The organism is Kitasatospora sp. NPDC096140 (assembly GCF_040303045.1).
Taxonomy (GTDB): domain Bacteria; phylum Actinomycetota; class Actinomycetes; order Streptomycetales; family Streptomycetaceae; genus Kitasatospora.
The window spans coordinates 138,719-155,672 of the sequence record NZ_JBEOUW010000015.1; the positions used below are offsets into that span (position 1 = coordinate 138,719).

General features: G+C 71.7%; 18 protein-coding genes. 10 read left to right on the forward strand and 8 right to left on the reverse strand.

Going from position 1 to position 16,954, the window contains the following annotated elements:
- The first annotated feature begins 158 nt into the window (after nt 1-158).
- Nucleotides 159-326: a hypothetical protein gene (locus ABT048_RS18090; RefSeq protein ID WP_350522387.1), complete on the forward strand. Its 168-nt coding sequence runs from the start codon at nt 159-161 to the stop codon at nt 324-326.
- A 22-nt stretch (nt 327-348) separates the two neighbouring features.
- Entirely contained in the window at nt 349-924 is a 576-nt protein-coding gene (locus ABT048_RS18095) for a GNAT family N-acetyltransferase (protein WP_350522388.1), read from the forward strand.
- Nucleotides 925-1,438: 514 nt separating this feature from the next.
- Here the strand turns inward: ABT048_RS18095 and ABT048_RS18100 are convergent.
- Nucleotides 1,439-2,269, reverse strand: coding sequence for an MBL fold metallo-hydrolase (locus ABT048_RS18100; RefSeq protein WP_350522389.1), 831 nt, complete (start codon nt 2,267-2,269; stop codon nt 1,439-1,441).
- A 114-nt stretch (nt 2,270-2,383) separates the two neighbouring features.
- On the opposite strand from ABT048_RS18100, the gene ABT048_RS18105 reads away from it, so the two are divergent.
- Nucleotides 2,384-2,992, forward strand: coding sequence for a helix-turn-helix domain-containing protein (locus ABT048_RS18105; RefSeq protein ID WP_350522390.1), 609 nt, complete (start codon nt 2,384-2,386; stop codon nt 2,990-2,992).
- A 179-nt stretch (nt 2,993-3,171) separates the two neighbouring features.
- On the opposite strand, the gene ABT048_RS18110 is transcribed toward ABT048_RS18105, so the two are convergent.
- Nucleotides 3,172-3,603, reverse strand: a complete 432-nt coding sequence (locus tag ABT048_RS18110) for a hypothetical protein (protein WP_350522391.1) — start codon at nt 3,601-3,603, stop codon at nt 3,172-3,174.
- 170 nt (nt 3,604-3,773) lie between these two features.
- Between ABT048_RS18110 and ABT048_RS18115 the strand changes: the two genes are divergently transcribed.
- Complete coding sequence (locus tag ABT048_RS18115) at nt 3,774-4,619, forward strand: leucine-rich repeat domain-containing protein (RefSeq protein WP_350522392.1); 846 nt, start codon at nt 3,774-3,776, stop codon at nt 4,617-4,619.
- A gap of 163 nt (nt 4,620-4,782) precedes the next feature.
- On the opposite strand, the gene ABT048_RS18120 is transcribed toward ABT048_RS18115, so the two are convergent.
- From ABT048_RS18120 to ABT048_RS18130, 3 genes are all read right to left on the reverse strand, one after another.
- Nucleotides 4,783-5,394: an SMI1/KNR4 family protein gene (locus ABT048_RS18120; RefSeq protein ID WP_350522393.1), complete on the reverse strand. Its 612-nt coding sequence runs from the start codon at nt 5,392-5,394 to the stop codon at nt 4,783-4,785.
- Between the two features lie 456 nt (nt 5,395-5,850).
- Entirely contained in the window at nt 5,851-6,480 is a 630-nt protein-coding gene (locus tag ABT048_RS18125) for a hypothetical protein (protein WP_350522394.1), read from the reverse strand.
- A 213-nt stretch (nt 6,481-6,693) separates the two neighbouring features.
- The gene (locus tag ABT048_RS18130; RefSeq protein ID WP_350522395.1) at nt 6,694-7,368 is read right to left on the reverse strand and encodes a hypothetical protein; all 675 of its coding nucleotides are present in this window, start codon (nt 7,366-7,368) and stop codon (nt 6,694-6,696) included.
- A 249-nt stretch (nt 7,369-7,617) separates the two neighbouring features.
- Between ABT048_RS18130 and ABT048_RS18135 the strand changes: the two genes are divergently transcribed.
- From ABT048_RS18135 to ABT048_RS18145, 3 genes are all read left to right on the forward strand, one after another.
- Nucleotides 7,618-8,649, forward strand: coding sequence for an SCO2583/SCO2584 N-terminal domain-containing protein (locus tag ABT048_RS18135; protein WP_350522396.1), 1,032 nt, complete (start codon nt 7,618-7,620; stop codon nt 8,647-8,649).
- Between the two features lie 338 nt (nt 8,650-8,987).
- On the forward strand, nt 8,988-9,632 hold the full coding sequence (locus ABT048_RS18140; protein ID WP_350522397.1) for a GAP family protein: 645 nt from the start codon (nt 8,988-8,990) through the stop codon (nt 9,630-9,632).
- A 355-nt stretch (nt 9,633-9,987) separates the two neighbouring features.
- Nucleotides 9,988-10,350 carry a hypothetical protein gene (locus tag ABT048_RS18145; protein ID WP_350522398.1) on the forward strand — a complete coding sequence of 121 codons (363 nt, stop codon included), beginning with the start codon at nt 9,988-9,990 and terminating at the stop codon, nt 10,348-10,350.
- Here ABT048_RS18145 and ABT048_RS18150 read toward each other — a convergent pair.
- Together ABT048_RS18150 and ABT048_RS18155 are read right to left on the reverse strand one after the other, a co-directional pair.
- Entirely contained in the window at nt 10,331-11,422 is a 1,092-nt protein-coding gene (locus tag ABT048_RS18150) for a protein kinase domain-containing protein (protein WP_350522399.1), read from the reverse strand. The genes ABT048_RS18145 and ABT048_RS18150 overlap by 20 nt on opposite strands.
- Before the next feature lie 11 nt (nt 11,423-11,433).
- Nucleotides 11,434-11,892 carry a hypothetical protein gene (locus ABT048_RS18155; RefSeq protein WP_350522400.1) on the reverse strand — a complete coding sequence of 153 codons (459 nt, stop codon included), beginning with the start codon at nt 11,890-11,892 and terminating at the stop codon, nt 11,434-11,436.
- A 236-nt stretch (nt 11,893-12,128) separates the two neighbouring features.
- Between ABT048_RS18155 and ABT048_RS18160 the strand changes: the two genes are divergently transcribed.
- Together ABT048_RS18160 and ABT048_RS18165 are read left to right on the forward strand one after the other, a co-directional pair.
- Nucleotides 12,129-14,531 (forward strand): tetratricopeptide repeat protein, encoded by a 2,403-nt coding sequence (locus ABT048_RS18160; RefSeq protein ID WP_350522401.1) that lies wholly within the window; start codon nt 12,129-12,131, stop codon nt 14,529-14,531.
- Between the two features lie 116 nt (nt 14,532-14,647).
- Nucleotides 14,648-14,917 carry a lipopolysaccharide assembly protein LapA domain-containing protein gene (locus tag ABT048_RS18165; protein ID WP_350522402.1) on the forward strand — a complete coding sequence of 90 codons (270 nt, stop codon included), beginning with the start codon at nt 14,648-14,650 and terminating at the stop codon, nt 14,915-14,917.
- A 114-nt stretch (nt 14,918-15,031) separates the two neighbouring features.
- Here the strand turns inward: ABT048_RS18165 and ABT048_RS18170 are convergent, their stop codons facing one another.
- A complete protein-coding gene (locus ABT048_RS18170) occupies nt 15,032-15,748 on the reverse strand; it encodes an SDR family oxidoreductase (protein WP_350522403.1) in 717 nt (238 codons plus the stop codon).
- A gap of 144 nt (nt 15,749-15,892) precedes the next feature.
- Between ABT048_RS18170 and ABT048_RS18175 the strand changes: the two genes are divergently transcribed.
- The gene (locus ABT048_RS18175) at nt 15,893-16,843 is read left to right on the forward strand and encodes an AraC family transcriptional regulator (RefSeq protein ID WP_350522404.1); all 951 of its coding nucleotides are present in this window, start codon (nt 15,893-15,895) and stop codon (nt 16,841-16,843) included.
- Nucleotides 16,844-16,954 lie beyond the last annotated feature (111 nt).

The window sequence follows — 16,954 nt, forward strand, 5'->3', positions numbered from 1 at the left end:
GCTTTCCATTTCTCCCGCACCCCGTCCGCCTGGGTTCACACTCGCCCTGACCTGCAGCGGAGCGGACCGCTGAGCAGCGGCCGGACCCGCCTGGACGGGGTGAATGAGACCAGCTCGCCCGAGGCGAGGTCGAGGGGGCTGCCGAGGCCGTCCGCCCGGTGCTCGACCTCCCCATCGAGCAGCGGAACTTCGGCATCGTCAGCAGCGCCCGGCGCGTCCACGCCGCCCTGCACGGCGACGGCCGCCGCGGCGTCGGTGCGGCGGCCGACCTGCGCGAGGAGATCGAGGCCTTCACCGCCACCCCGACCTCGGTCCTCGTCCGGTGACCCACGGATAGGCTCGGCAGCCATGACCCCACTCCACCTGGCCAGCCCCCGCCTCTCACTGCGCGAAGTCGAACCCGACGACACCGACGACCTCCTGGCCATCTACGGCGACTCCGAGGCCACCCGACACCTCAGCTTCGAACCCCGCACCCGCGAGCAGGTCCAGGCGATCACCGCCCGCTCCATCGCCTCCGCGAACGCCACCCCGCGAACCGAGTACTGCCTCGCCGTCACCCGGCTCGGCGAGCACCAGCTGATCGGCTACGCGCGTCTAGCCACCGAGCCGCAGCAGGCCGCGACCATCGGCTTCGCCCTCCACCCGGCCGAGTGGGGCAAGGGCCTCGGCACGGAAACCGTCCATCTGCTGTGCGCCCTCGGCTTCAACACCCTGGGCCTGCACCGCATCTGGGCGGCACGCTCACCGCTCAACGAGGCATCGGCGCGCACCCTGTTGCGGGCCGGTATGACGGAAGACGGGCGGATCCGCGACCACGTGTTCGTCCACGGTGCCTGGCGAGACTCGATCACCTACTCGATCCTGGAGCACGAGTGGTCGCCAAACGGCGTACTGGGAATCGCCGCCGATTACGAGAGCTGAGTTCTGGGCCTACAGGCCTGGCAACGCAGCATCTTCGCAACCTCCCCGCTGGCCTTGGCTTCGGGGCCGCCCTCGCACCCCTGGGCGAAGGCAGATCCGTGTGGCGGGCGGTAGGACCGTCCTATACGACAACTTGCTCCGTCAGGAGCGGGCGGGCGTAGGGATGACTTACCCCACAACTTGCTCCGGTTCCGGCGGTCTGACCTGGATCCGCATCACGGTGGACGCTTGTAACCAGGGGCCACCAATGCGCTGGCAGTGCTCTTTCTGAGCTTACGCAGACCAGATCACGGGACGTTACGGCGTGCGGTGGAAGCGCGGAAAGCTGCTGTGGTTCGACGGCTGATCCCCGAGTCGTCAGCCCGGCAAGCTCAAGGGCGGGCTGACGACCAGGGAAAGCGAGCGACGGCAACTGTCACACCAGGCAGTCGAGTTGACGGTCGACTGCCTGGCCGGACGACCCTGCCCTCCCCCGCCCGCCGTCGCGGACGCGACCCGGGACCGGCAGGCGCGATCAGCCGATCGGTGGTGCGAGGTACTCCAGCGCGTAGCCGTGGCCGTCGCCGTCGCCGGAGGGGGTCACGCGGGCGATCCCGGGTGAGTCGAGGTGGGCGCCGGCTACGAAGTGGTCGGGTCGGGTCAGTCGTTCGAGGAGGGCCGCCCGCGCGTCGCGGGCCTGGGACTGGTCGCCGTCGAACTCCCAGGCCACGTTCGGCTGATCGAACTGGAGGGTGGGGACGTGGACGGTGTCACCCCAGACGAGAAGATGCCCGGTGCCGCTTCTGACGTCGTAGACGGTGTGACCGGGCGTGTGGCCCGGTGTCGGGATCGCGGTGGTCCAGTCGTTGATCGCGACCTTCCCCGACACGGGTACGACCCGGTCGCGGATCGGTTCGAGCCGCCCCGTGAACACCGAGGCGTCGCCGGCACCGATCCACACGCGTTCGAGGCCCGCGAACGCTTCCGAGCCGTCCGGAGCGATCAGTCCGCTCACGTGGTCCTCGTGCCGGTGGGTGATGGCCACATCGGTGATGCGCGCGCGGTCGACTCCCGCTTCGTCGAGCGCGTCGTAGATCAGTCCCATGGTGGGGTCGGGCCAGACGTCGGACGCGCCGGTGTCGACGAGAACCGACCGCGTGCCGTCGGTGACGAAGAAGGCGTTGACCGACAGCCGCAGGTTGTCGCCGGCCAGCGGGACCGCGGGCGGCAGCACGTCGAGCGCGCGCCCGTCCTCGCCGCGGAGCCGTGTCGGCGGCATGTCGATGTACCCGTCTCGCAACGAGGTCACCTGCAGGTCGCCGAATTCGAACGTGGCGTGGTGCCGACCACACGAGATCAAACGCATGGAACCCCTCCGTCATGTCGGGCGCACATCGTGCGTCTCCGATAGGAGATCAGATCTCCTTTAGAAGAACACTACACTGTGGGCAGCGCAGTACCCCATCGATCGAGGAGCACGGTGGTCGAGCAAGACGGAACCGCGGCCGAACCGCAGCACGGTGACGACCTGGCCGGTGCGTTCGGCGGCAACGTGCGGCGGCGCCGCGAGGAGGCGGGCCTGACGCTGGAGCAGCTGTCCGAACGGTCGTCGGTCAGCCGGGCGATGCTGTCCAAGGTCGAACGCGGCGAGAAGAGCCCGACGATCGGCGTCGCGTCCAGGATCGCCCACGCGCTCGACGCGTCGCTCTCGGACCTGATCGGTACGCCGGCGGCCGCCGCGCCCGGTGTCGCCCTCGTCATGCGCAAGACCGATCGCCCCGTCTTCCGTGACCCTGAGACCGGCTTCGAGCGGCACATGGTGTCGGCGGCCCCGGGCGCGGGACGAGCCGAGATGGTCGTCCACCACCTTCCCCCGCACGTCTCCACCGGGCTGCTGCCCGCGTACCCGCCGGGTGTGGAGAAGCAACTCGTGGTACTCGAAGGCACCGTGACCGTCGCGATCGGCGGCATCAGCGAGACCCTGAACACGGGCGACTCCCTGTTCTTCCAGGCCGACGCGGACCACGGCTTCGCCAACCCGACGAACGCCCCCTGCGAATACATCATGGTCATCTCGCGCAGAACCTGATCGGCGGCAGTGTGCGGGGCTCGACGAACCCGGCCCAAGCCTCCGCAGTGACCTTGATCCTGACCCTGGCACTGCCCCTGACGCCTGCCGCCGAAGGCCGGAGGAGGGCCCGGCCACCCTGCCGGGACAACCGACCGGAACGCGGAACCCTCGGTCCGCTGCCCGCGGGATCGCGGATCTCAGAAGCTGTAGCCCTTCCCGCAGAACGTGGCGGTGACCTTGTGCGGCTCGAAGTCCGGGAGCACCGAGTGGAGGTTGACCACCTCCGGCACGATGAGCAACAGGTCGATGACGAGCGCGATGATCAGCAGCGGCATCAGGGGCCGCGCCATGGCGTTCCGCCCCCGCACCGCGGCCCACAGCAGCACGGCGAGGAAGGGCGCGGCGAGTATGCCGATGGCAGGACCGGCCCATGCGGCGACCTGTGCGGACACGGGTATCGCGGGGGTGGGGACGCACACCAGTCCGCCGACGTAGTGGCCGTGGGCCCAGAACGCGTAGACGGTGCAGGCCAGCCCGACCGGGACGGCCAGGATCGCGATGGTGGTGAAGAGCGGCCACCGGTCGTCCGAGGACGAGCGAGCCGGAACGGTGGTGGAGTTGTGAGCCATCTGACCAGTGCCAATCGGGATCGGGTTGCTTGGGCCCCAACTTAGACGCTCGGCGGCCGCCCCGATCATCTCCCCCGACGAGAAGCAGGTCTCGTGATCGGACCCTGCGCCTTCCTGAGCCGAAACCCCCAACTGGCCGGCCGCACCCACGCCTTCGTATCGTGTACGCCATGGCGAATGAAGCGGAGCCGGCATCCCGCCGCACCGACAGGCACGGCAACAGGTCTAACTCGGCCACGGACGGCACCGCCTCCCACCAGGGCACGTGCAGCTGCTTCGACCAGCGGCGGGCGAGCAACCGGCGGCGGGTGAGCTTCCACCATGAGCGTCAGGACACCTCCTCGCCCGCCTGGCAGCACCTCCTGGCGCTGATCGAGGAGGCCGCCGCGGACGGACGGGAGGTGTTTCGACCACTGATGGAGATGAGCCCCGAGGATCGGCGCCAGATCGTCACCCTGCCGCCCAGCATCGCCAAGCTCACCGCCGTCAAGCAGTTCACCCTCTACGGCAGCAACCTCGTTCGGATCCCTGCGGAGATCGGCGCCATGAGCAGCCTGCAGGAGTTCACCCCGTACACGTCGTACCGGCTGCACTGGTTCCCGTACGAGCTGACCAGGTGCCCGAACCTGAAGCGCAGCACGGTGAGCACGCGGGCCCTGTACGGGAACGAGAAGCTCCGCCCACCGTTTCCCCTGCTCCAGCCCGCCGGCACCGTGGCCACTGGCCTCGGGCTCGGGCACGGCGGCACCGATCCCGGAACATGGGGTTCAGCAACGATCCACAAGTGCAGCGTCTGTGACCGGTCATTGGAAGGCACCGGGATCCACCAGGCGTGGATCTCGTTGCGAGTTGCCACCGACGTCCTGCCCCTGCTGGTCAACGCCTGCTCCACATCCTGCCTGCAGGCCCTTCCCGAGCCCCCGGAGGGCCACCTCCGGCACCCGCATTCCGGTGGCCCCGGCCTTGCGCAGCCGACCGCCCGCGCGACTTGGACGCCGTGCTCGCGGACCCTATGACCTGGGACGATCCACAGGACCCGTGGTGGGTGGGCGCAGTCACCCTGTCGCTGACGGAAGGAGGGCGCAACACGCTCTTCGCGCAGGACTCCACCGGGGCGGGAGCGGCATTCACCGCGTGAAGCGCCCCGGGACCGTCGTCAGGCCGGAGCTCTGGCACCGGTCACATGCCGCGCTCGGGGCCGTAGATCGGCGTGGGGCGTTCGGTGGGTAACATCGGCAGCGGTTCGAGCAGCACCGGGCCGGGGTAGAAGGCGGAGCTGTTCGGGCCGACCATGTCCTCGCCGACGAGGTAGCGGTAGAGCCATTCGGAGAAGCTCATCCGGTACTCGTACCAGGATCCGTCGTGCTCCACCGCACAGATCCGCTGTCCCGTCCGGTCGGGCAACGGGGCCAGAAAGACGTATTCGCCGCGGTCAGTGTTGGTGATCGGGATCAGGCCGTCCCTGGTCCCGAACCTGACCTCCTGCAGGCCGAGGGCGGCGCGGATGTTCTCCTCCGGCTCCAGCCAGTGCTCCCGGTCCCAGTCGAGTCGGGCCCAGGCCTGGGAGGTCTCGCGGATCTCCTTCCCGAGGTTCCAGCACTCGGTGGCCGGATGCGAGAGGTACAGGTGCCCGTTGATCTGCATCGGAGCGTAGGCGTCGACAATCGCCTTGTAGTCCTCGGGGAAGTCGATACCGATCTCGGCCTCCAACTCGGCCCATGCTTCCGGGCTGGCGAAGCGCCGTTCGCCCGGGCCGAGCATGGCGAACACGTCGGCGAGATGGTCTCGCATCGGCTCTCCTCATCGGGTTCGGGCGTCAGGACGCCGCGCCATCGCCACCACGAACGTTGGGGCGTGCCGCGAGGCTAACCGGGACCAGTGACATCGACTCAGCCGCGCAAGGCCGGATCGACTGGAGGGCACAGCCGACGGCTGCGCACCTGCCCCCGCCGCACTGCCCGGACGAGCATCCGGTCACGCTTCAGCCCTGCCTCGTAACCGACGTGGGACCGGGTCGTCCCGGTGTCACACCAACCCGGTGAAGCTCTCTCCGCCCGTCGGCTATCGGCTATCGGCTATCGGCTATCGGAACGGACGCACTGGCGCCACCAGCTCGAACGCCCGTTCCGGCCGGGGCATGCGGGACGAGCTGCTCGTCCGACGGCAGTGAGCGCCCGAGGCTCAGCACTCGAAGGCGTAGGACAAGCCGGCGCCGCCCCGGCATGGCCGTTGACCGTGTTCGCGGGCTCACTGCCAAAGCCGCTTCGACCAGTCACCCCGAGGGAGATAGGCACGGCCATCACCGACCTGCTTGATCCCGCCGGGAACAACGTCCCCGTGGTACGGATACTGCTCCGTCACAGCCGCCAGCAGGAACTCCAGGAAGCCGCCGTCGAACAGGTCCCACTCCCGCATCGAGTGGAACTTCGCAGCGACCGGCCACCGGTCCGGGTCCGGGCCCCGCATCAGCCAGAAGAAATGGTCGGAGTTGTAGTTGTTGGCCCACTTCAGGAGCCCGCCCTCGGCCGGGAACAGCGGATACGGGCACTCGTCGTAGTCCCCGTCCCGGTGGACCTCTGCCAGCCAGGCACAGTATCCGTAGGGTTCTGTCGTGTAGGACAGGAAGCCCTCGAAGCCCAGCGGCTGCCAGGTCTTGGGAGTGGGCGCTGCCGATGGCGTGCAGATATGCAGTTCGTCGCTGATGCTGACAATCCCGTACCGGTCGACGAACGCCCGGTAGTCCGCGGGCAGCTGGAAACCGAGCGCTTCCGGCCCGAGCTCCCACGGGACCGGGACCACTCCGTCCGCTGGCGGCGGCCCGATGACCGCGCCGAGCCGGTCCAGCATCTCCTCAATATTCACGTCTACCCCCGTCATCCGCCCGATCGCACCGGAGGCTACCGGCACCGCCCGTCCCAGGACTGACAGCCCGGCAGCCGGCAGCCGGCAGCCGCCCCCTGGCGCCTCGTCAAGGCGTCCGCCCCGGCGTCGGCGGTCCTCGCCGGGGCGGGCTCGTGTGGCCGCACTGCCCCCGTCGTGGCGGGTGCCTCGGGCGGGTGCGGTGCGGCCGGTCTCGCGTCAATGGCCGGGCTAGTCGAGGGTGAGCAGGATCGCGACCGTGTTGCCCTCGGCGTCCAGGCACTCGGTGGTGTTGGAGCCGTCCGGGTCGGCAAGGATGCCCAGCACGGTGCCGGTGCCGTCCTCGTCCGGGATCATCAGCCAGTCGTTCGCGAAGTCGCCCTCGGCCGGCTCGACCGGCCAGTCGGTCGGGTCCACCGACGCGTCCTGGAGCATCTCGCGGAGGCGCTCCAGCCGCCAGCTTTCGCCACCGGCGGCGCGCGCGGACAGGGTGGCCCAGGCGCGCTTGAGCATCCCGGTGCCCGGCTCGATCCAGGTCGTGCTGGGATTCGCGTGTATCACGGCCAGGCCGGACGGGGTCGCCACCCGGTCGCCGCAGTCCTCCGTGCTGACCGGGACGGTCTCGCCGGGGTGCACCAGGACCGCCACCGGCACCCCGGGTGCGGCTTCACGAGCGACCAGGTAGACCGGTGTGCCACCGGGCCGCATCGGGAAGCCGCCGCCCTCGGGCCCCAGCGGGTCGTAGATCGTGCCGTGGTCGCAGGTTCCCTGGATCAGGCCGAGCCGCTCGATCCGCCAGCCGTCGACCGTTCGCGTCCCCTCGAACGGATCGGCCAGGGCCGTGCTCAGCGCGGGCATGTACGGGTACTCGAACTCGTCAAGGTCGTCGTCATCGTCGTAGGACATCCGGTCTCCCGATAATTCGTAGGTGAGAGGGAGAGTAGACCGCGGCCCTGACATAGACCGCTGGACCGGAGGCCGGTGATGATCATCAGGAAGCTGCGTCGCCCAGAAGCTACGTGGGGTCTTCGGTGGCTCAGGGGTGGACGAGGCAGCCCGGGGCCGGTTGCTGAGTGACCGTCGGGGTCCGGGCCGCGGGGCGTTCCGGGCCACCTCGCCGGTCGGTGTGTCCGAACGGGCGGGCATGATGGCGCCGTGCCGACCGCCGAAGAACCCCAGCAGCCCCCGTCTCGTGAACCGGAGCCGATAGCGCCGGGCCGGGCGACACCCGACCCGTTCGAGGGACTCGTCCTGGACGAACGGTTCATCAAGGACGCCGCCGTCAAGGAGCCGACCGCCCGGACCCGGATGCTCGCCGCGCAGTGGCGCAAGGAGCCGCCGATGGACCCCGGAGGCCGCCGCTGGGCACCGGGCGCGGCCTCCGGCACGGCCCGCTCGAAGTGGACCCGGCCGGGACGCCGGCGCACCGTGCTGATCGCGGCCACCGCTTTCGCGGCGCTGCTGGCCGTCGCGGTCGGAGCGGACCCGGCCGGCCTGCTGAACCGGGACAGCCCGGCGGTACGCGGCCCGTTGGCCGTGCCCGCATCGCCGCGGCCGACCGCGGATGTCGCGCTGCCCGGCGGCGGGGTCTCCGACGGCACCAGGTGCGGCACGAAGGGCTTCCACCACTTCGACCCGGCTCCGGCATCCTTCACCTTCGCCGGCGGATCACAGCCGGACGCCCCACCGCCAGGACCGCAACTCGTCCTCGGCTCCTACGGGTTCTCACGGGCCTCGGCGAAGGACCCCGGGCAGTTCACCATCGGTCTGCTGCTCGGTCCGGGCGCCGGCGACCGCGCGCTGGACCTGTCCACGCCACTCGGACCGCAGGGCGTCGCGGTGGAGATCGAGGGCCCGGACGGCCTGGTCGGCGGAGCCCACGGCCTCCCGATCACGCGCGACGACGACACCCCGTCCGCCGCCGGCGGCACCGTCCACGTCGGACCCGAGGGCGGCGCCTCCGTCCAGCTGACCCTCCCGGCCGGGGCCCTGTGCCCGGGCTTCGACGGCTTCGCCGTCCAGCAACGCCTGATGTCACCGACCGACTCGCACAACACCATCATCGGCCAGCCGCCCTACCGGCTCACGGTCTCCATCTCCGATCCGGCGATCGGCGCACTGCGCCGCCAGGTGGATTCGACGGTGCCGGGCGACGTCCTGGCAACCGACAACCGGATGCCTCACTGACCGGATCCACCTGAGCAGAGGTCCGACGACGCTGAACCGGGTCCGGCGGTACGGCAGTTCGGCGGTCTGCTTGGCCTCCGGCCGACCACGCACCCGCCGGCGGTGGGCAGCGCGGCGGTCGGGCGGCTCCGTCCGGTGCGGTGACGGGCCGCGGACGGGGCCGCGGACGGGGCCGCGACGTCGAAGAGGGGCTGTCGGCGTGGCCTGCTTGACCCGTCGGGTCGGGCCCCGCAGAGTCGGGTGCGGCCGTGTGCGGGCATCGGCAGTCGGCCCGCTGCGGGGCCTGAGCCGGTCCGGCGTGCCGGGCGGAGCGTCGACGTGAGGGAGCGGGTGATCCGATGGTTGTCGACTTGATCGTGATCGGTATGGCCATCACCCTGGGGCCGCTGCACAACAGCGCGTTCGTCCTCCTGCTGTCCTCGCGGCGCGGCGTCCACAAGGGGCTCGCCTTCCTGCTGTCCTGGCTGGCCAACCTGGTCGCCGTCGTCGCCTGTGTGCTGCTGCTGACCGGCGGGACGCCACCCGTCCACCACAGTTCGCCGTCGAGCGCGGCCCTCGCCGCCAAGCTCGCGATCGGCGTCGGCCTGGTCGTGTTCGGCGGCTACCGGAGTCGGCAGCCTCCCCGCCCGTACCGGCCACCGAGCTGGGCGGGGCGCGTCGACAACGCCTCGCTCGGCACCGCTGCCGGACTCGCCTGGCTGCTCCAGCCCTGGGCTCTGGTCGGGGCCGGCGCCGCCACGGTCGTCGACGCCGACCTCTCCTCCGTCTACACCTGGCTCGACCTGACCGGCTACTGCCTGCTGGCCACCCTCAGTCTGCTGGTGATGGAGCTGTACACCGTCTGGGCTCCGGAGACCTCCCGCGCCCGGCTCGACGCGCTGCGAACCTGGCTCGAACAGCACCAGGACCAGCTGATCATCACCCTCTCGCTGCTGGCCGGACTCTGGCTCACCGGCAGCAGCATCTACCATCTCGTCACCTGAGGACCCCCCGGGCGGCTTCGGGCTCGTCACGGCTTCCGGGGTTCGGGGTTCGCTGCTGCCTTCCTACGCGCTGGCGCTGGCACTGGCGCTGGCACTGCCGCTCTCGGAATCCGAACTGCTGCTGCTCCGGCTGCTACCGCTGTCCGCGCTTGCACTGGCGCTGGCGCTGGCGCTGGCCTTGGTGCTGACGCTGGCGTGGTCGGTATCGGATTTGCTTCTGCCGCTGGGCCGGCTCCCGCGGCTGGGCTTGCTCCCATGGCTGGGCCCGCTCCCGCGGCTGGGCTTGCTCACGTGGCTGGACTTGCTCCCATGGCTGGGCCCGCTTCCGCGGCTGGGCTTGGTTCCGTGGCTCCTCTTGGATGACGAGGATCCCTTCGCCGAGGGCCTGCCCGAGCCGACGGAGCCGCTGGAGGAGGATGTCTCGGTCGAGCTGGACGAACTGGATGAGCTGGAGTCGCTATACGAATCGGACGAACTGGATGAGCTGGATGACCTGTGCGGATGGGATGAGCCGGACTGCTTGTACGGATGCGACGGCGAGTGGTGCGACGAGCTGTGCCCAGTGCCGCCGCCGGACCCGGCGGCCCGGGTTCGTGCGCCGGTGCCGGTTCCGGTGGTGGTCGCAGCGGCGGCGCGGGTGGCGGGGGTGATGACGAGGGCGACGGTGGCGAGGAGGAAGGTGCGGCGGGCCGGCTGGTTCATGGGCGCTCTCCGGTGAGGGTCAGGGCGTGGCGCAGGTGGCTGGTGAAGTCGCCGGTGGTGGGGTGGCGGGCGTCGGGGTCGGGGTCGAGGGCCCGGTGGAGGGTCTGCTGGAGGTGGGGCCAGGTGGTGGCGGGCCAGCCGGTGAGGGGGCGGGGGCTCCGGGTGAGCTGGTGCGTGCGGGTGCGGGTGCGGCTGCCGGTGTCGGGCAGGTGGTGGCGTTGCTGGACCACGCGGTAGAGGATCGCTGCCGCGCTGTACTGGTCGCTCGCCGCCGTGGGAACCGGCCGCGGCCAGGGTGCGAGGCATTCGGGTGCCGCGTAGACGGTGGTGGCGCAGCGGTGGAGTGTGTCGGGGGTGGGGGTGCCGTGCCATGCGCAGCTGTCGAGGTCGATGAGGGTGAGGGTGTGGCCGTGGCCGACGACGATGTTGCGGGGGCTGAGGTCGGCGTGCACGACCTCGTGGTGGTGGAGGCCTTCGAGGGCGTGGCACAGGGCCAGGGTGAGGCGGGTGAAGACGTCGGCGCTGCCGGGTGACCATGCGGCCATGGAGTGGTCGAGGTGTTCGAGCAGGTGATGCAGGGTCGGTCCCTGTTGCCAGGTGACGGCGAGGTAGTGCAGGCCGCGGTGGACGCCCTCGCCGGCGAGGTCGGCGACGTGGGGGTGTGCGGCCGCGGCGCGCAGGCCGTGGGCCTCGTTGTGGGCTCGGGCGAGGACGTCGTGGTCGGCGTCGTGACAGGTGGTCTTCAGTGCCACGTGCGTGCCGTCGGGGGCTGCGGCTCGGAAGACGTTCTGGCAGCCGCGGCGGCGCAGGAGTTCCAGGGGGCGGTAGCCGGCGATCGTGGTGTGCAGGAGCCGGCGGGGGGTGCGGCCGTGCGGGCAGCGGCGGGACGGGCGGGCGCGCTCGGAACGGTCCGGAAGGTCCGGTCGCGGCTGTGGCGTGCCGGACGTCCGGCTTCGGGCGGAGGGTGCGGGCAGCGGACGCGCCGGTGGGGTGGTCGGGAGGGTACGGGGCATCGCTTCCTCGTGGGCGGGGACGACGGTGGCGGTGTGGGACGCGCGCTCGGCCGCTGCGGCCGGCGCGCGTCCCACGAGCGGCGGTGTCAGGTCCGGCTGACCGTGAAGGGGATGCGCTTGGTGACGTCCTGGACGCGGACCTCGCCGCTGATCGTGGTGACGCGGGTGCCGCCTCCGGCGCAGACGACGCTGTCGCCGATGGCGTGACCGGCGTAGGAGACGAAGCGGATCTGGCCGCGGCCGCTGGTGTCGACCTTGATCTCGAACGAGCCGATCGCGTAGCGGGAATCGCTGGGGCCGGTGGCGATCTCGGTCTTGAACGTGTTGACGCCCGCAACGACCGGGGTGACGGTCATCGCGCGGTCGTTGCCGTTGGCCGAGGCAGCGCCGGTGAACTCCGTGTCCGGACTGTCGCCGCCCACGTAGTCGCTGATGGAGCCGCCGCACACGTCGGTGGTCGCGGCGCCTGCGGGCGGTACGGCGGTCAAGGCGGCGGCGAGGGCGAACGCGGCGACGACGGCCCGCGGGCCCAGTCTCCTGCTCATGGGGCGAGATCCTTTCTGACGGACGAAACTCCAGTCAGTGTCCGAACCACGCCGTCGCCCGGCGGGCAACACGGGCACCCGGGCGGTCCGGATCACCACAGCGGCGTAGTCCGAATGCCTTCGGTCGCCCCGGCCGGTGGTCACGCGGAGTCGTCGGCAGTTCCTGCGTTCGCCGGAACGCGGCACGCGGGCGCACGGCCTTCCCTAGGGTGTGGGGGAACAGGGATCGAGGGGCGGTGACCGACGTGTCGGTCGGGACGGCACCGGGGGACGAGCCGGGGGACGATGCGTCTCCGCAGATGCGCAACATCATCGAGGGCGGGCACTTCTTCGGCACCGTGATCCAGGGCAGACACGTCGAACTGCGGCTCACCCGCGACCCCGAGCGCGCGCTGACCGGCCTGCCGCAGCGTTCCTCCGCCTTCACGGGCCGCGACGACGAGCTCGCCGCGCTCCTCGCGGGACTGGCGCCGGAGACCGTCGGGCGGTCGCCACGCGTCCACGTGGTGGCCGGGCTCGCGGGGATCGGGAAGACCGAGCTCGCCGTTCAGGCCGCCGATGAGGCTCTCCGCAGGAAGACGTGGTTCCCCGGCGGTGTCCTCTTCGTCGACCTGCTCGGTTACGACCCGGACCGCCGCCTTTCCCCCGACCACGCCCTGGACGGCTGGCTGCGCGCGCTCGGCGTCCCGCCCGCGCACATCCCGCCCGGCGTCCAGGACCGCTCCCGGCTCTTCCGCAGCGTCCTGTCGGCCTACGCCGAGGCCGGCCGCCCGGTCCTCCTGGTCGTCGACAACGCCGCCGGCCCCGACCAGGTCCGCCCGCTCCTGCCGGGCGACGGCGTCACCGCGGCGATCGTCACGTCCCGCGACAGCCTCGCCGTCGACGCCCGGCTGCACGAACTCACCGAGCTCGGAGACCGGGCCTCCGTCGGCCTCCTCGCCCACGCCGTGCGCCAGGCCCGTGGCGAGGGCGACACCCGCGTGGCCGACGCCCCCGAGGACACGGCCGCCGTCGTCCGGCTGTGCGCGGGCCTGCCGCTGGCCCTGCGCATCGCCGGCGCGCTGCTCGCCGACAGCCCCGACCGGCCGGTGTCCTCCCTGGCCGAGGCCCTGGCCGCCGACCACACCCGCCTGGAGCGCCTGCAGCACGCGGACCGCGCCGTCCGGGCGGCGTTCGACCTCTCCTACGGGCACCTGGGCGCCGCCCACGCCCGTCTGTTCCGCCTGCTCTCCCTCAGTCCCGGCCCCGACTTCGCCACCGAGTCCGCCGCCGTGCTGGCCGGGGTCGACGACATCGAGGCCGAGCAGCTCCTCTGCGACCTCTCCCGCGCGCACCTCGTCGAGGTGGCGGGCGTGTGGGGGCGCTGGCGCATGCACGACCTCGTCCGCCTCTACGCGGACGAACAGGGGCGCCTGCCCGTACACGCCGCGGCCGACCACCGGGACGCCGCCCAGGACCGGCTCCACGGGCACTTCACCGCCACCGTCCGTGCGGCCGACTCCCACCTGGCCACGCTGTCCGATCCGCCCTCGCCCCGCTTTCCCGACCTCGCGACGGCCTTGGCCTGGCTCGATGCCGAACGGCCCAACCTCGTCGCCCTCATCGGCGCCGCCCCACCCCTCGGGCGGCCCGGGACCACGACGACCCTCGCCCTGGACCTGGCCCGGTACCTCGGTCACCGTCGTCATCTCGACGACTGGCTCGACGTCACCACCACCGCCCTGGAACTCTTCCGGGAAAGCGCCGACCGGCACGGCGAGGCCAGCGCACTGAACCTTCTCGGGCTCGCCCTGCTGGAACTGCGCCGATTCGACGAGGCCCGCGCGGCCCACACCCGGGCGGCCGCCGTCTTCCGTGCGCTCGGCCACCACCTCGGCAGGGCCAGGGCACTCAACAACCTGGGGCTCGCCCTGCGGGAGGAACGCCGTTTCGACGAAGCCATCGACACCCTGACCGAGGCGGCCGCCGTCTACGGTGGACTCGGCGACCTCTACGGAGAGGCCATCGTGCTGAGCAACCTCGGCGCCACGATGCGCGAGGAGGGCCGGTTCGACGACGCGGTCGACGCCCATTCCCGGGCCGCCGCGACCTACGCGCGCTGCCACGACCGCCGGAACGAGGCCAGGGCACTCAACAACCTGGGGCTCGTCCTGCTGGAGATGCGCCGGTTCGACGAGGCCATCGACACCCTCACCGGCGCGGGCAGCACGTTCGACGAACTCCAGGACCTCCACGGCGAGGCCACCGTGCTGACCAACGTCGGCGCCGCCCTGAAGGCGGCGGGCAGGGTCGAGGAGGCCATCGCCGCCCTCACCCGTGCCGTCGAGGCGCACCGTGCGCTCCACGACCGCCACCGCGAGGGCGGCGCGTTGAACAACCTCGGCCTCGCCCAGCAGAGGGCGGGTCTGACGGGGGCGGCCCTGAACTCCTTCGGCAGTTCCGCGGCGCTGTTCCGCGAGCTCGGCGACGACCACAACGCGGCCAAGGCGCTGACCAATCGCGAGCGGGTGCGGGCGCAGGGGCCGCCCGGCCCCGGAGGGGGTGACGGTGGCAGCGGCGGTGACGGTGGCAGCGGCGGTGGCAGCGGCGGTGGCGGTGGCGGTGGCGGTGGCGCCGACGGTGTCCCCGGGAGGCGCTGACGTCCCGGCCGCCCCGGGGAGCGGGAGCTCGGCCGATCACCGTGCGCGACGGGGCGGGGGACGGGGGTGGACCGCCGCGCGGCGCGGCGGCGGGCAAACCGCACGATACTGAAGCCATGTCGCAGAACGCCCGCACGCACCACGAGCCGTCGCGTCTCACGGTCAAGGGCCGCGAGGTACGACTGCGCACCATTGCCATGGCCGTCATCGCGGTCCTGGCCGTCTGGTTCATCGCGGTCAACACCGCCTCGGTGACCATCACCCTGTGGGTCTCCGACGTCACCATGCCGCTCTGGGTCGTCCTGACCGTCACGATCCTCGTCGGCATGCTGATCGGCGTCTTCCTGGCCCGCCGCCGCGCCGCCCGCAAGTCGGCTCGCTCGTGATCCCGGGGCCCGTGGGTCGGCGCCCAGGGGCCCGCGCGGCAGCCCCAGCGCGGGCTGCGCCTTTCCGGTGCCCCGGCGCCGTTCCGCCTGCCGCGCGGGTGCAGGGCGCTCGTGTCACACCAGGGCCGCGCCGCCGTCCACCGCGAGCGTGGTGCCGGTGACGTAGGCGTTGGACAGCACGAAGAGATAGGCCGCCGCGGCTTCCTCGGCGGTGCCGACACGCCGCGTGAGCAGCTCGGACCCGGCGCCCTGGAGGAAGGCCTCCGGGTCCGGGACGCTGCCGTCCCACAGCTCGGTGCGGATCACACCGGGCTGGACCACGTTGACGCGCAGCGGGGCGAGTTCGACGGCGAGTGCCCGGGACAGGGCCTCGATGCCGCCGGTGATGCCGGCCGTGAGCACGGTTCCGGACAGGGGGCGGATCGCGAGGACGCCGGAGCTGAAGGTGATCGAGCCGCCCTCGCGCAGTCGCGGTGCGGCGTACCGGGCGGAGAGGAACGCGCCCCAGAACCGGCGCTCGAAGACGGCCCTGGCCTCCTGCGGGGTGGTGTCGGCCAGCGGCTTGATCAGCAGGGATTCGCCCGCGGTGTAGACGAGGTGGTCGAACTCCCCGACCTGCTCGAAGAACGCGGCGATGGCGTCGCCGTCGGCGACGTCCAGGCGGCGGCCTTCGGCCGGCTCGCCCAAGCGCTTCGTCGCGGCGTCCACGCGGTCCTGGTTGCTGGAGGCGACCACGACGGCCGCACCGGCCGCCGCGGCCTGTCGGGCCACCGCGAAGCCGATGCCGGAGGTTCCGCCGATGATCACGATCTTCTTGCCGGACAGGTCCATGGGGTCCGTTCCTTCCTCGATGCGGCGCCGGGGTTCGGCGACCGCCGTGGCACGAACGTACGCCGCCACCATCGAGACGGTGAATGCCTTGAAGTCTCGATTCCCTGTCACATCGTCTCGCCGTACAGGGCCTAGAGTGGCGTCATGGACATCCTGAGCGACACCCTCGAAGTCCTGCGCACGGGGCGCCCGATGGTGACTCGCACCGATGCGCACGCCCCGTGGGCCCTGAGGTTCCAACCCGTCTCGGGAGCCGGATTCCACGTGGTGGTGGAGGGACACTGCCACCTGCTGCCACCGCACGGCCGACCGCTCGCGCTCGGGCCCGGCGACATCGTGTTCCTGCAGCGCGGCAGCGGACACACCCTGTGCGACGTGCCGGGCCGCGAGCCGGTGGACTTCGTCCCGGAGCGCGTGGACCGTTCCTCGCCGATCGGCCAGGTCACCGTGGACGGGCCGGGGCCGCGCACGGTGCTGGTGTGCGGCGCGTACGCGATCGACGTCGATCGCCCGCATCCGCTGTTCGGCGATCTGCCGGAGGTGATCCACCTCCCCGCGGTTCCGGGCCGCCACCCGGTGCTGCGCTCGGCGGTCGATCAGCTGTGCGCCGAGTTCCACGCGCCGCAGCCGGGCTCGGACGCAGTCGTCACGGCGCTCGTCGATCTGCTGCTGCTGTACATCCTCCGGTCCTGGTACGCCGACCTGCCGCAGGAGCGGACCCGGGGTTGGGCGGCCGCGCTGACCGACCCGGCGGTCGCCCCGGCCCTGAAGGCGATCCACGACGATCCCGGCCACCCCTGGACCGTGGAGTCGCTGGGCACCCGCGCCGGGCTGTCTCGCGCTGCGTTCGCCCGCCGCTTCGCCTCGGTGGTCGGCGAGCCGCCGTTGACCTACCTGACCAACTGGCGGATGGCCACCGCGGCGCAGCTGCTGCACCGGTCGCCGGCCCCGCTGAGCACGATCGCGCAGCACACGGGGTACACGTCGGAGTTCGCCTTCGCCAAGGCCTTCAAACGGCACTTCGGGTCGCCGCCCGGGGCATACCGCAAGCAGGTCAGGACGACGGCGGGCGACGAACCGCGCGGACACGCCTGACGGTGCGGGGTGGGACGTCACCGCGGCGGACCGGGAAGCGGTGGCCGCTGTCCCGGTACGCCGCGTGCACGCGCGGACGGGGGTCGCTCACCCACGCACGGCCGGGGGCCG

What these genes read in the sequence shown, in the direction of transcription:
- ABT048_RS18115 (WP_350522392.1), top strand. Translation starts at nt 3,774, where the DNA reads ATGGCGAATGAAGCGGAGCCGGCATCCCGCCGCACCGACAGGCACGGC.
- ABT048_RS18125 (WP_350522394.1), bottom strand. Translation starts at nt 6,480, where the DNA reads ATGACGGGGGTAGACGTGAATATTGAGGAGATGCTGGACCGGCTCGGC.
- ABT048_RS18120 (WP_350522393.1), bottom strand. Translation starts at nt 5,394, where the DNA reads ATGCGAGACCATCTCGCCGACGTGTTCGCCATGCTCGGCCCGGGCGAA.
- ABT048_RS18100 (WP_350522389.1), bottom strand. Translation starts at nt 2,269, where the DNA reads ATGCGTTTGATCTCGTGTGGTCGGCACCACGCCACGTTCGAATTCGGC.
- ABT048_RS18155 (WP_350522400.1), bottom strand. Translation starts at nt 11,892, where the DNA reads ATGAGCAGGAGACTGGGCCCGCGGGCCGTCGTCGCCGCGTTCGCCCTC.
- ABT048_RS18130 (WP_350522395.1), bottom strand. Translation starts at nt 7,368, where the DNA reads ATGTCCTACGACGATGACGACGACCTTGACGAGTTCGAGTACCCGTAC.
- ABT048_RS18170 (WP_350522403.1), bottom strand. Translation starts at nt 15,748, where the DNA reads ATGGACCTGTCCGGCAAGAAGATCGTGATCATCGGCGGAACCTCCGGC.
- ABT048_RS18110 (WP_350522391.1), bottom strand. Translation starts at nt 3,603, where the DNA reads ATGGCTCACAACTCCACCACCGTTCCGGCTCGCTCGTCCTCGGACGAC.
- ABT048_RS18095 (WP_350522388.1), top strand. Translation starts at nt 349, where the DNA reads ATGACCCCACTCCACCTGGCCAGCCCCCGCCTCTCACTGCGCGAAGTC.
- ABT048_RS18175 (WP_350522404.1), top strand. Translation starts at nt 15,893, where the DNA reads ATGGACATCCTGAGCGACACCCTCGAAGTCCTGCGCACGGGGCGCCCG.
- ABT048_RS18140 (WP_350522397.1), top strand. Translation starts at nt 8,988, where the DNA reads ATGGTTGTCGACTTGATCGTGATCGGTATGGCCATCACCCTGGGGCCG.
- ABT048_RS18165 (WP_350522402.1), top strand. Translation starts at nt 14,648, where the DNA reads ATGTCGCAGAACGCCCGCACGCACCACGAGCCGTCGCGTCTCACGGTC.